Raw genomic sequence first — 12,930 nt, forward strand, 5'->3', positions numbered from 1 at the left:
AAGTATGAAATTCCTGTGAGATTCTCTTATTTTTAAACTTACTAAAGAAACAAGGAAAATGGATGGAAGTCTGATTTTATGTAACGAAAAAGGCTGCCTCCGATTTATTCCTCACTTCTACTATAAAAAAATAGTAGCACAGACCATAGTCATGGTCTGTGCTACTAATCTTAGTATGTTTTTTATTCCTCTTCTCGATACCCATTTTTATTATTAACTTGCCATCTCCAAGAATCCGCACACATTTCCTCGAGTCCACGTTTTGCTTCCCATCCTAGTTCTCTTTTTGCTTTCGATGCATCTGCATAACATATTGCCACATCTCCAGGACGGCGCTCTGTAATTTTATAAGGTACCTTTCTTCCGGAAACTTTCTCAAAAGCTTTCACCATTTCTAATACACTATAACCCGTTCCTGTTCCAAGGTTATAGGCATCTATTCCTGTTGTCTTGAGCACCTTTTCAAGAGCCTTCACATGGCCATTTGCTAGGTCCACAACATGAATGTAATCACGTACACCTGTGCCATCTTTTGTTGGATAATCATTTCCGAATACACTTAATTCTTTTAATTTCCCAACTGCTACCTGTGTTACATACGGCATTAAGTTGTTCGGAATACCATTTGGGTCTTCTCCAATGCGCCCGCTTTCATGAGCACCAAATGGGTTGAAGTATCGAAGTAATACTACGCTCCATTCTGGATCTGCCACAACGACATCGCGTAAAATTTGTTCAATCATTAATTTCGTTTGACCGTATGGATTGGTTGCACTTAACGGGAAGTCTTCTGTAATTGGTGATGTCTCTGGAATACCGTATACTGTTGCAGATGAGCTGAAGATCATCTTTTTCACATTATGCTTTTCCATCACTTCACATAACACTAATGTGCTTGTAATATTATTATGATAATACGTAAGCGGAATTTCAACCGATTCTCCCACTGCTTTTAAGCCAGCAAAATGAATCACCGCTTCAATCGTATTTTCTTCAAAAATTGCATGAAGTGCTTCACGATTTAAAACGTCTTCTTTATAAAATGGAAACGATCTACCTGTTATCTCCTTCACACGATTGATTGCTTCTTCTGAGCTATTAGAAAGATTATCTACTACGATAATTTCATAACCGCTATTTAACAACTCTACACATGTGTGACTACCAATATATCCTGCTCCACCCGTTACAAGTATTGCCATAAGTATAGTCCTCCATATTTCATTCATTATAAACTTTTAAAATTATACCACATATCCTCCCCCAAATGTTTATCCCCCCAAGCCACCATCTTACATTTTATACCATATATCCATTGTATCATGACTATTTCATAGAATAGTTTTGTATTATTTTTAGTACTTGCATTGAGAAATAATCAAATGAAGTAAACTGATTTCAATTTACATGTTCTTCTTAAAAAGGCAAATACTCTTTTATATTCTATATTCACTTAAGGAGAATTCTTAATTATGATAAACCGTTAAAATTAATTGATTCTCGTGAAAAGAATATCAGGTCTACCATAAAATTTATACACTTCATTTAAGTCGGCAACGAAAACAATAACATTTACGACTTGATTCATTCCAACAATTAATTGTCTTCTTAACTGGAAAATGATTTTCTCTCTCTTACCAATATCTAGTGAAAACAAAATAACATACAGCGTATCTTCAATTGTAAAAGCAGCTTGATCAATCATATCTTGAACAAGTGATGCATCGATTTTATAATTCTGTTCATTAAAAAATTTTGTTAGAAAAGCTTTTAAATCCACTAAATAATAAATAGTATTTTTCGATAATAAGACTGATGGATAAACGGTTTCTTTTAAATCATTGTCATTGGAGGTAATATCTTGTATTTTTCGTTTTAAAATCATCAATTTCTCATAGGTAAGCAAATAATCCGTATAAACAGTTGGATAAATGGAGTGACTTAAATATTCAAAAGAGATGACAAAATCAATTGGTATCGCAAACGTTTCTAACTGTTTTGGAGACAGAAAATGATTGATTTTTACAAATGGAAGATACTTTTCAATTGTTTGTTTTGCATAAAACAATTGATCAAGTCCCGTATTAGATATAAGCGCCGCATTCAGCTTTGGATATTCAAGGAAAAATTGATCAATATTATTTTTGATGATCATGACAAAACGGCTTATATCCATTCGATTAAAATTCAGTGCTTTTAAAGTTGGCGTTGATCTAAATATAAAACTGATAATCCCAAATAAAAAGGGATCTTTTTGTATGATTTCATTATAAAGTGTATTGATTACGCGAATTCCATTCGTCGACCGAGTGATAGCGCGATCAAATTCTACTTGGAGTGCTTTAATCGTTAACGAATCAAGAGAACAAGCGATTATCTTTTTTAGCTCTTTAATAAAAGACTCAATAGCGCCTTTCACAATAGCGGTAGGTTGGAAATTCTGAATTTGCTCCATTGTAAGTTGCTTCGTACCAATCTGCATGAGATTTAAAAGAAACATACATTCCTCCTTCGGTAAAGGCATCTTGTAATGTTGTAAAAATAACTTTTGAACCAAATTGATAGACTCCATTTCATGATCCTGAACTTTTGTTTGATAATGAGTTGTAATGGGACATTGAATTTCCAAACGTCCAATCATTATTTTTAAATACATAGCAAGATGCAAAACAGCATTTGAAGTGAAGGTGACTTTCATTTCGTTTAAAAGTTGAGAAATAAAGTGCTGATGGACATAATCTATTTGCTCTTTTGGAGCTCTCATAAATTCATAAGAAAAGGCATTATTTGAAAAACCAAAAAAATAGTACAGTGCGAACAAGCGAATTTTTTTTTCATCACCGGTAATTCTTAAACCCTTTCTTTTGTTTAGACTTAATGAAAAGTTGTCCAATAGGGTTTCCCAATGCTTGAGTTCATACTTAATCGTATTTGGATTTGAGAACACCCTTTCTGCCAACTCAGGAATAGAAATCGCAGTAGGACTAAATAACAATTTATGAAAAGTGTCGTAAAATAAAGCATAACGTGAGTCAATTTGAAGTCGATAAATATCCAATAAGTATTCTAGATGTTCTACCTCTTCATCCATTAAGGATAAACAAACTCCTCTGCCGGGTATCTTACTAAGAGACGCCTTGATATGATGATTCGAAATAAATTCTTGAATCACTTTTAAATCATTCCGAATTGTTTTTTCTGAACAGGCTAATTTTTGTTTGTAGTAATCAATGACCTGATAATCCCCTTTATGATCCAATAACATTTCTGCTAATTTTTTTTGCCTAGTATTCATACAGACTTCTCCTTATTTTACCGGAACTACGGTAAAATGAATTATTTCTCATATGATGATTATATCCTAAAATAAACCCATATTAGTAAGAAAGAATACAGCTAATTTGCTTGCAAGCAAAATGAAGGTAATTAACATGGAAGGGACGTTAGCTTTATGAAACTGGCTCAGGAAAAACAAGAAACATTTTTGATGGCACCGCTATTAGTTTTAATGTGTGCACAAATTGGAACATCTGCCGATAATTCTGTCCTAAGTGTTGCAACAAATTCGTTAATTTCAGCATTGAATGCTTCAATGAATGATATTCAACTAGCCAATATGGTTTACTCGCTTTGTGCAGGAGCATTTATGGTTGTTGGTGGCATGTTAGGAATTATCATCGGTTGGAATAAAAACTTTCGAATTGGAGCAGCTCTTATATTTGTTGGAGAAGTGATGTTGGCAATTTCCCAAAATATAATGTTATTCACATGGGGGGGAAGGCTCGTTGTTGGGTTAGGTGCTAGTTTGATGATTCCCTCTGTATTAGGAATGATCCCGGGAATATACAAAACTAGAACAGAACGTGCATTTGCGTTTGGGGCAATCGGTGCAGCAACAGGGATTGCTTCTGCAGCCGGACCAATTATAGCAGGAATCTTAATTGATAATTTTGGATTTCGAATAGCATTTGGTTTTTTAGCAACTTATTTCGCTATCGTTTTAATTGCTTCTAGCATAATTCCTAAAATCCCAAAATCATCATCAAAATTACGTTTAGATTATCTAGGTATCATGATTGCCGCTTGTGGTCTCTTTTTATTTTTAATTGGGATCTCAAAAATAAATGTTTGGGGATTAGTTCAACCCATTAACGCTCCATTCACAGTGTTTGGATACTCACCTTCATTACCACTAGCTATACTAGGACTTATTATACTGAGCTTTTTATTAAAAGTAGAAAAATATGTTGAGAAAAAACATGGTTGCGCATTAATTCCATCTTCCTTTACTTCAAATGCCCAAGTACGGGAGGGCCTATATGCTTCTGCGATCGTTTTCTTCTATCTAGGTGGAATGATTATGATCGTCAATCCTTATCTACAGATTGTTAACGGCTTTAACGCCTTACAAACAGGATTTGCTATGGGATTTATGGGATTACCTATGTTTTTAGTCTCTTTACTTACACCAAAATATTTCCCTCATGTTCATCCTAAATATTTATTACGCCTTGGGTATCTTTTACTTGGTATAGGGGTGATTCCTATGAGTATCTCTTTATTACCAAATGGCGTTAGTAAACTTATGTATTTCGGATTAATTATAGCAGGGATTGGAATGGGACTTATCAGTTCACAAAGCTCAACAATTGTTGCTACAGCAATTAATACTCGAGATGCTGAGCAATCTGGTGGGATTCAAACAACTTCACGTAATATTGGTCAAGCAATCGGTGTAGCAATATTAGGAATGGTCATGTTGTTTTCATTATCTGCTGGTTGGGATTCTGCCATTCAAAAAGGATCTAACCTTTCAGAACAAGTAAAATCACAGATTCAAAATGAAAGAATCACCTTCAAAAGTGATGCCGATTTACTTCACCAATTTAATACAGTACCTCTAACTAAGCGAGAAAAACAAACATTATTAGAAGTTAACTCGCAGGGCCGTATTCAATCTACTAAATATGCTCTATACACTATGGGATTGATATCAGTACTCTTTCTATTAGGAACTACTGGTATTAAAAATAATTCAGAAAAGGATGATACAAAATGAAAATCTTCAAAGGACAAAAAGTTTATTTAATGGACGATGACTTTTCAACTGCTACAGGAGTAGTAGAAGAAAACGGAAAAATCATTGAAACTGGTAATTTTGAAGAGCTTGTTAACAAATATCCTGAAGCTGAAAAAATAATGACTTATGAAAATGATTACTTATATCCAGGATTTGTCGAACCTCATTCACATCCTATGCTTACTTCCTACTTTTTAGGAAATTGTACTTTAATTGATTTTAAACATTGGGATTTTGGGAAATATGGTGTAGCGCCTGCTTGCCTCACTCCTGAAGATATGATGAATCGATTAGAAAAAGAAGTTGCTAAAAAAGAAAAAGATTCCTTTTTATTCTTCGGATATAATAAGCAGCGCCACGGTACAATCACTGCTAAAGAGCTTGATCAATTAGAAAATCAAAAACCTGTTGTATTACTCTATGGAACAGGTCATGGTGCAGTAATGAATACTTGTTCAATGGAAAAATTCGGATTTAACAAAATTCCTAAAGAGACATTTGGTTGTGGATTAACTGAAGATGGTAATTATAATGGCGTCTTTACCGAAACAGCCTATATGCCTTATATCAGCTATTTAGCACCAATTCTCTATAATAATGACAATCTAGAAAAAGGGAAAAATTTATATTTAGAAAACGCAAAAGTGAACGGTATTATTGCTACTGCAGAATATATGGGTGGCGGCACATCAGGTTTAGAAAATGAAATTGAATTTTATCAAGGCTTCAGTAATGAAGATTACCCTATTCATATGTCCTTTTTAACAAACTATCAACATGTTAATAATCAATTTGATAACGATAACCAAAAAACTTTCGAATATATAGATAACATGATGTCAAAATACGATACAGATGACTTTAAAATAATGAAAGCCTTAAAATTCTTCTTCGATGGTGCTGTAATTGATCATCAAATCATGTTATCCGAACCTTTAACAAATGGAGAAGTTGGGAAATGGAATTACGATTTTAAAGGTCATAATATTGAAACTTTTGTCGAAGATTTTCTACCATTCTGGAAAAATGGATATGACTTTTATATTCACTCCCAAGGTGATCTATCACAACTAACGTTAGCAAAAAAATTAAAAGAATTATTAACTAAAGCTCCTAGAGATGATTATAAAATGTCCATCCAACACTTTGCTTTTTCGAATGACGAATTTTTTGAATTCGTACGAGCTAATAACTTATCTATTAGTATTTCAGCTCTTCCTGCTTATATGGATATTTGGCCAATGTGGGACAAAGCAGGATTATATCCAAAACATTTTCTAACTCAAAACTTCTTACGTCTAAAAGATGTAACAGATGATGATCATTTTGATTTATCTATTCACAGTGATGCTTGTAATATGCCAACTAGACCACTTTATGGAGTATATAAAGCGGTAACTAGAAAAGATGATACTGAAACAAAAGTGAAAGATGATCGTCCACAAAATATTGATTTAATTACAGGTATTCGAGCTATTACAATTGAAGCTGCTAAACAAAATCGAAATGAAAATCTATTCGGTAGCATTGAACCGGGTAAACGAGCATCATTTGTTGTATTTGAAAAAGACTTATTTGATCCAAAAAATGATTACGAAAACCTAAAACAAAATGTTAAACATCTAGTTATAAATGGAAACTATATTTCACTTAGTTAAATATATTTATGATAACAATTCCTACATTTACTATAATTCTTTCTCCTCCCATTGTTCATAAATCATATATAAGAGATTGTCCCAAAAGGTCGTTAAACACAAGCTTTTGGAGACAATCTCTTCTTTCTTATTAAACTACCACTATGCTAATAATCAATTTGACAATAACGATCAAAAAATTTCGCAATCACATCTCGATCTGATCGGTCTATCATCATGTTAATTCTTCCTTGTAGATAACCATATAAGAGCCAATTTGAACACTCTCTTAGTTGATTATATTTATCCTTTTTTGCCTTAAAGCATAATATCGTACGGTCCTTTTTTGTTTTGTAATAATATTTAGAGATATTATTGTAATCAATAATATATTCTCTTTGCAGTTGATACATTTCTTTCACTTCGTAAATCATAACTTTATGTTTTGTCCCAAAAACGACAAATCGATTTCCTACATCGACAAGTACTAATGGCATAGCAAAATAGTCCGCGGAGCATAAAAGAGATCCTAAGTAGTAGCCCCCTGTCGCACTCGCTTGAAACTGTAATTCGATATATTCATCCTCCTCTAGCTCATAATGTGCTTTTCTTTCTATCTCTCGTAAATTTTCCCTTGCAATTTGCTTTTTAATATCTTTTTTCTTCTCTTCCAAATTCCCAATCAAACGCTCTCCTATTTCTTCAAAATGAGCTATTTGTCGTTCATCCCACTGCTCCAAAACAACTTGATCTAGGCCATTTTCATACCTCATAATATCCCTCCATTCCCTTTTTTAATTTTTCCCTTCCTCTAGACAATCTTGTATAAATGGCACTCGTACTCATATGTAGTTCTTCAGAAATCTGCTTTATACTCTCATCTGCAATATATCTTCGATAAAAAATGTGATAGTCCACCTGATCAAGTCGTTGAATGGCCTCTAAAACAAATTCTTTTTCTTCCTCTTTCAACAAAACTTGTTCTACATCTTCTTTATCTTGTAAAATGCAACGTTCCATTGTTTGTTCTATCAATTTTCGCTTAAACTTTCTTTTATAATCTAACGCCTTAAACTTCGCAATCGAAATAATCCAGTTCTTAAATTGTCCCTTTTCAATTTGAAAATGATCTATTTTATACCACAGAATGAAAAGAACATCGTTATAGCATTCCTCAATTTCAACTCTTTCGTGATTTTCTCCTAATATACTTCCTATAACGCCATATATAAGCCTACTATACTGAAGAATAACTTGATCTAATGCTTCTATATTTTGATTTTTCAATTCGCCCACTAATTCCTTATCATTCATACCTTCTCCCTCCTTTACTTATATATACGAGTGTAACAAATAGTTTCTTACAATATTTTTAATTAAAAATTTTTAACAAATAACATCTACTATTAAACACGAACATTCTTAATTGAATTAATAATTTAATTCGATATTAAACCGTTTTCTCCGGATTTTCTTCTGTAAAACCCTAAAAAATAGACTAAAAAACTTTGACTTCTTTAATAAAATGATGTACATTACCAATTAGGGCGAACATTTTTTACAATTGACAACAAAATTATTCGTATTTAGGGGTGTAAAATATGGAAAATGTATTCGACTATGAAGATATTCAATTAATTCCTGCAAAATGCATTGTAAATAGCCGTTCTGAATGTGACACAAGTATCACTTTAGGAAAACATAAATTTAAATTACCTGTCGTGCCTGCAAATATGCAGACAATTATTGATGAGAAAATCGCAACGTACTTAGCAGAAAATAATTATTTCTATATCATGCATCGTTTTCAACCTGAAACACGCATGGCATTCGTTAGAGATATGCAATCACGAGGATTAATTGCTTCTATTAGCGTTGGGGTTAAAGAAGAAGAGTATGAATTTATAAAGCAGTTAGCTGCTGAACAGCTTTCACCTGAGTACATTACAATAGATATTGCACACGGTCATTCAAATGCCGTTATTCAAATGATTCAACATATAAAAAAATATTTACCAGAAAGCTTCGTTATCGCTGGAAACGTTGGAACACCAGAAGCAGTGAGAGAACTCGAAAATGCTGGTGCTGACGCTACAAAAGTAGGGATTGGGCCTGGTAAAGTTTGTATTACAAAAATTAAAACTGGATTCGGAACTGGTGGATGGCAGTTAGCTGCACTTCGCTGGTGTGCAAAAGCTGCAAGTAAGCCAGTTATTGCTGATGGAGGCATTCGTACACACGGGGATATCGCAAAATCCATTCGATTTGGAGCAACTATGGTTATGATTGGTTCTCTATTTGCTGGTCATGAAGAGTCTCCAGGAGAAACTATTGAAAAAGATGGAAAACTGTATAAAGAATATTTCGGTTCGGCTTCTGAATTCCAAAAAGGTGAGAGAAAGAACGTTGAAGGGAAAAAAATGTTTGTTGAACATAAAGGTTCTTTAAAAGATACTTTAATTGAAATGGAACAAGATCTACAATCTTCTATTTCATATGCTGGTGGAACAAAATTAGAATCCATTCGTACTGTAGATTATGTCGTTGTGAAAAATTCCATTTTCAATGGAGATAAAGTATATTAAGTCTTATCGATCAGACAGATGAGCAATTACCTGGGCGTAATTGCTCTTTTTTTTATACACGTATTCTGCTAGATTAACTGCCTCCACTGCCATATTTCAATTAATTCAAGAAGAAGGACAACCCGCAGTAAATCGCTGGCTCGAAGTACTGCGCGCCAGCGGAACGATGGAACCACTAGAATTAATGAAGCATGCAGGAGTGGATATGTCAAAACCAGATCCACTCCGCAAGGCTGTTTCTTATGTAGGTTCATTAATTGATGAATTAGGACAGTTGTATCACGAGTAATAAAAAACAAGCCCCTTAAGAATGATCATTCTTAAGGAGCTTGTTTTCTACTTCCCAAATCTTTTACGATACCCGCATTTTCGACATAACTCTTCTACTGCAACTCTTCTTGAAAAGCCATCTACAAGATTTTTTGCTCTTTCCCCTTCAATAATATTGGAGAACGAATCCTCATTAATATTTCCAAGATTAATGATGCCCTCACCATCTAAACAACAAGGGATAACTGTTCCGTTTGCTAAAATACCCGCCTGTGTTCGAAGACCATAGCAAAATCCTTTTCCATCATCTTCTTCCTCATGAAGAGCGGGCCACTGAAATTCATAATCTTGGTTAATAAAGATCCGATCAGCAAGCTTTATACCGCTTCCGGGTGTAATCTTCTCCTCAATTTTGTACGGCAGACTAAACTCTTTTTCAATCATCTCTAACAGTTCTCTATTTCGCTTTCTCTCAAGATTTGTCTTATTATCTTGCGTCAAGTTCCACAATCTTAATGAAACAATTAAATCCGATTCACTTGTTGCTTCTCGAATAAAAGAAAGAATATTCCTTACATACCCTTCCTTATCCTCCGAACCAGGATGTCCATCAAAACTATGGAGCGAAAAATTAATCTGTCTTAACGCTGGTTTATTTAATAATTTATGTTTTCTCTTATGAATTAAAGTGCCATTCGTTGTAATATTTACTTTAAACCCTTTTTCATGACTTAAATCTAACAATTTGTCTATTTTAGGATGAAGCAACGGCTCACCTTTAACATGCAAATAAATGTAGTCTGTGTGCGGCTTAATTTGGTCTAACCTCTTTGAAAAGTCCTCCACAGACAGAAACTGCTTCTGCCGTTCTGTTGGCGGACAAAAACTACATGCAAGATTACACACACTCGTAATCTCTAAGTAAAACTTCTTAAACTTTTTCAACCTCAATTCCCCACTTCTTTGACTACTTAGAACAACCCATTGTCCTCCCACTATTACAGCATACTTTTTATGAAATGGGAACATGCTTAATTACCATTAATTCTATTTTCTCAAATCAGTGTATATACTGATACTGCTATCTTTTCACAAGTTTAATACGATTCTCTGTAATATTACCAAGCAAAAAAATAAGTATAAATGAATTTAACCATATTAAAAAAATTTATACCTACTGTATATTATTTATGTTAAAATATATCAAAATCAATATATACGTATAAATAGTATTCAAAAAATGAAAGCAGTGGAATTTTCGACTAGCTTATTATTCTTTTGGGTAAAAGGAAAAGTAGAAGTCGATAGTAGATTTGTAAAAACAAACTTATCAAATACATTGTTAGGTTTTATTCCTGCTGGGAAAGACCAACAAAGTATTCCTCTAAAAAATATTTCTGGCGCTATGCTATCTACCAAATATTTCATTAAACCAATTATCTTAGGTTTATTAATATTTTTCATTGGATTAAGCTCTTTCAGTGATAGCTTTCTCTTTGGATTAATACTGCTAATTTTAGGTATAGGGATTGCAGGCAGTGGAATTCAAACAATATTAAACATTGAAAAGTCAGGAATGCCTTATTTGATAAGTGTTCCATTTTTTGAAAAACAAAAAATGGAACTATTAAATCATACTATACATGAAGCTTTAGCAGAGGATACAGATAAAACAGATTTAAACTTATTTTTTGATAAAAAATCGCAATAATACTTATAGATATACATCCAAAGAGGTTGGGACATAACTAGCTTCAATTAGTGAGAAATCCGAATTTGAATTCATTCAAATTCGGATTTCTCTATTTTTTTATGTTGTCTCCAGATAGCTCTTAGCTAATGGCTGTGAATTTTCTTACATTCACAGCCATTAATGCGAGGCCCATTTCGTTTTCAACCTTTGATTTTCCTCGTACAGAAAATCGATTTAGAAGAAATATATGATAGTTCTAAAGGTTCAACAGCAGGAACTAATTTAATGGGTGTAATTTCTGGTTTCTTGTTGAAAGATTATGTACCTATATTTATTAATCCTAAGCTTCATCCAAATTTATATATTTTTTGTCAGTTAGGTATCTTTATGATAGTTATATATTTTTTTAAGTAAATTATTAAGAAATATGGATAAAAAGAGTGGAAAGAAATCTAAAGTAATTTATTTTTAAAAATTGTTAGAATATGTATTAAAAGAAAAAACGAAGTAATTTTTATGGTATACATAGAATAAGGGAATGAAGTATAAAGCATTCCCTTTCCATTAGTATGTTATTTTTTATATAGTTTGAATTATTACGATATAGGCTATGTATAGCAATAAATAAGAATAGTCTTTGTAATTATTATTTTATTTCTATTGTAGAAAGATAAAGTATTTTAAATTTTATAATAATACATTATAATATAATTAGTAAAAATTAACCAAATAATATGTTCTATTAGTTATGTATTAAAGGGGAATAACAATGGCTGGACAAATTCGTATGTCACCAGAGGAGCTTAAATCAAAAGCAACCCGATATGGACAAGGCGCAAATCAAATTGAGGATATTTTAAGTCAATTACAAAACTTACAGAATGAATTAAGAGGAGAATGGGAAGGCCGTGCTTTTGAAGGCTTTGACCAACAGTTTAATCAATTAAAACCAAAAGTACAGAATTTTGCACAGTTATTACAAGACATTAATATGCAGCTTAATAAAACTGCAGAAGCTGTTGCTTCTCATGATGAAGAATTATCACGTAATTTCGGTTTGAAATAAAAAACGTTCTACTCTATATAACAAGAACTTAGAATGAGCCATACAACTTATATTGTATGGCTCATTTGATTGCGTGCTTAGTTTTTAGATTGGATAGGTATTTAAAAAAGGTGATATTGATAAGTAAAGTTCATTTATTTTATTGAAATTCCCTGGATATGTTTGGGGAAATTATAGGAAGGGTTTGAAAGAATGGGACAATTTCAAAGTAATTTACAAACAACAACTCAAATTGCTACGAAAATGAGATCAGCTTCTGACAGGATTCAAAGTGTAACAAGTCGTTCTATAACAAAGGCGACACGTACAACATTATCTGTTAATTTCAAAGCACAAGAAGCGAATCAACAAGTTTTAGATTTAACGAGACAATTTCTTGCTGCCTTTCAACAATCGATTGATAATATTCACTCGGTAGCTAACGAGTTTGAGAGAATGGATAATGAACTTCATAATACTTTTCGCTAATGTGACCATCTGATAAAAGTAAAAGGGTAGAGGGAAAAAAATGAGTCAAGATATTGAAAAACAAATTAATCAATTGAATCAAAAATTACAAAGTGTATTCGAAGAACAGGATCGAAATCAATTTGCAATTC

The 12,930-nt window shown here is 32.8% G+C and carries 11 protein-coding genes and 2 pseudogenes; 8 read left to right on the forward strand and 5 right to left on the reverse strand.

Annotated elements, in window-relative coordinates; genetic code table 11:
- Positions 1-182 precede the first annotated feature (182 nt).
- Positions 183-1,202, reverse strand: a complete 1,020-nt coding sequence (galE, locus tag MR056_RS07560) for a UDP-glucose 4-epimerase GalE (RefSeq protein WP_012096410.1) — start codon at positions 1,200-1,202, stop codon at positions 183-185.
- A 287-nt stretch (positions 1,203-1,489) separates the two neighbouring features.
- Positions 1,490-3,295 (reverse strand): BglG family transcription antiterminator, encoded by a 1,806-nt coding sequence (locus tag MR056_RS07565; RefSeq protein ID WP_210370645.1) that lies wholly within the window; start codon positions 3,293-3,295, stop codon positions 1,490-1,492.
- 156 nt (positions 3,296-3,451) lie between these two features.
- On the opposite strand from MR056_RS07565, the gene MR056_RS07570 reads away from it, so the two are divergent.
- Positions 3,452-5,059, forward strand: coding sequence for an MFS transporter (locus MR056_RS07570; protein WP_087099613.1), 1,608 nt, complete (start codon positions 3,452-3,454; stop codon positions 5,057-5,059).
- Positions 5,056-6,738 (forward strand): amidohydrolase family protein, encoded by a 1,683-nt coding sequence (locus MR056_RS07575; protein ID WP_210370646.1) that lies wholly within the window; start codon positions 5,056-5,058, stop codon positions 6,736-6,738. Before MR056_RS07570 ends, MR056_RS07575 begins: the two co-directional genes overlap by 4 nt.
- 146 nt (positions 6,739-6,884) lie before the next feature.
- Here the strand turns inward: MR056_RS07575 and MR056_RS07580 are convergent, their stop codons facing one another.
- Together MR056_RS07580 and MR056_RS07585 are read right to left on the reverse strand one after the other, a co-directional pair.
- Positions 6,885-7,490 carry a hypothetical protein gene (locus tag MR056_RS07580; protein WP_012096414.1) on the reverse strand — a complete coding sequence of 202 codons (606 nt, stop codon included), beginning with the start codon at positions 7,488-7,490 and terminating at the stop codon, positions 6,885-6,887.
- Positions 7,480-8,031, reverse strand: a complete 552-nt coding sequence (locus tag MR056_RS07585) for a sigma-70 family RNA polymerase sigma factor (RefSeq protein WP_087095641.1) — start codon at positions 8,029-8,031, stop codon at positions 7,480-7,482. Before MR056_RS07585 ends, MR056_RS07580 begins: the two co-directional genes overlap by 11 nt.
- Positions 8,032-8,318: 287 nt before the next feature.
- On the opposite strand from MR056_RS07585, the gene guaC reads away from it, so the two are divergent.
- The gene (gene guaC, locus MR056_RS07590; protein ID WP_012096416.1) at positions 8,319-9,302 is read left to right on the forward strand and encodes a GMP reductase; all 984 of its coding nucleotides are present in this window, start codon (positions 8,319-8,321) and stop codon (positions 9,300-9,302) included.
- Positions 9,303-9,351: 49 nt separating this feature from the next.
- A pseudogene (locus tag MR056_RS07595) lies at positions 9,352-9,591 on the forward strand (oligoendopeptidase F); the annotation flags it as partial.
- A gap of 47 nt (positions 9,592-9,638) precedes the next feature.
- Here MR056_RS07595 and MR056_RS07600 read toward each other — a convergent pair.
- Positions 9,639-10,517: a radical SAM/SPASM domain-containing protein gene (locus tag MR056_RS07600; protein ID WP_012096417.1), complete on the reverse strand. Its 879-nt coding sequence runs from the start codon at positions 10,515-10,517 to the stop codon at positions 9,639-9,641.
- A gap of 295 nt (positions 10,518-10,812) precedes the next feature.
- On the opposite strand from MR056_RS07600, the gene MR056_RS07605 reads away from it, so the two are divergent.
- The 4 genes and pseudogenes from MR056_RS07605 to MR056_RS22830 form a co-directional block, all read left to right on the forward strand.
- Entirely contained in the window at positions 10,813-11,283 is a 471-nt protein-coding gene (locus MR056_RS07605) for a hypothetical protein (RefSeq protein ID WP_087095642.1), read from the forward strand.
- A 751-nt stretch (positions 11,284-12,034) separates the two neighbouring features.
- Entirely contained in the window at positions 12,035-12,331 is a 297-nt protein-coding gene (locus MR056_RS07610) for a WXG100 family type VII secretion target (RefSeq protein WP_210351353.1), read from the forward strand.
- A 192-nt stretch (positions 12,332-12,523) separates the two neighbouring features.
- The gene (locus MR056_RS07615; protein ID WP_087099881.1) at positions 12,524-12,799 is read left to right on the forward strand and encodes a TIGR04197 family type VII secretion effector; all 276 of its coding nucleotides are present in this window, start codon (positions 12,524-12,526) and stop codon (positions 12,797-12,799) included.
- 40 nt (positions 12,800-12,839) lie between these two features.
- Positions 12,840-12,930: pseudogene (locus MR056_RS22830) on the forward strand (DUF3958 family protein); the annotation flags it as partial.

It is taken from the genome of Bacillus cereus group sp. BfR-BA-01360 (assembly GCF_022663595.1).
GTDB classification, from domain to species: domain Bacteria; phylum Bacillota; class Bacilli; order Bacillales; family Bacillaceae_G; genus Bacillus_A; species Bacillus_A cytotoxicus.

Bases quoted from the DNA above. Each gene is read 5' to 3' on its own strand.
- galE (WP_012096410.1), bottom strand. From the start codon at position 1,202: ATGGCAATACTTGTAACGGGTGGAGCAGGATATATTGGTAGTCACACA.
- MR056_RS07565 (WP_210370645.1), bottom strand. From the start codon at position 3,295: ATGAATACTAGGCAAAAAAAATTAGCAGAAATGTTATTGGATCATAAA.
- MR056_RS07570 (WP_087099613.1), top strand. From the start codon at position 3,452: ATGAAACTGGCTCAGGAAAAACAAGAAACATTTTTGATGGCACCGCTA.
- MR056_RS07575 (WP_210370646.1), top strand. From the start codon at position 5,056: ATGAAAATCTTCAAAGGACAAAAAGTTTATTTAATGGACGATGACTTT.
- MR056_RS07580 (WP_012096414.1), bottom strand. From the start codon at position 7,490: ATGAGGTATGAAAATGGCCTAGATCAAGTTGTTTTGGAGCAGTGGGAT.
- MR056_RS07585 (WP_087095641.1), bottom strand. From the start codon at position 8,031: ATGAATGATAAGGAATTAGTGGGCGAATTGAAAAATCAAAATATAGAA.
- guaC (WP_012096416.1), top strand. From the start codon at position 8,319: ATGGAAAATGTATTCGACTATGAAGATATTCAATTAATTCCTGCAAAA.
- MR056_RS07605 (WP_087095642.1), top strand. From the start codon at position 10,813: ATGAAAGCAGTGGAATTTTCGACTAGCTTATTATTCTTTTGGGTAAAA.
- MR056_RS07610 (WP_210351353.1), top strand. From the start codon at position 12,035: ATGGCTGGACAAATTCGTATGTCACCAGAGGAGCTTAAATCAAAAGCA.
- MR056_RS07615 (WP_087099881.1), top strand. From the start codon at position 12,524: ATGGGACAATTTCAAAGTAATTTACAAACAACAACTCAAATTGCTACG.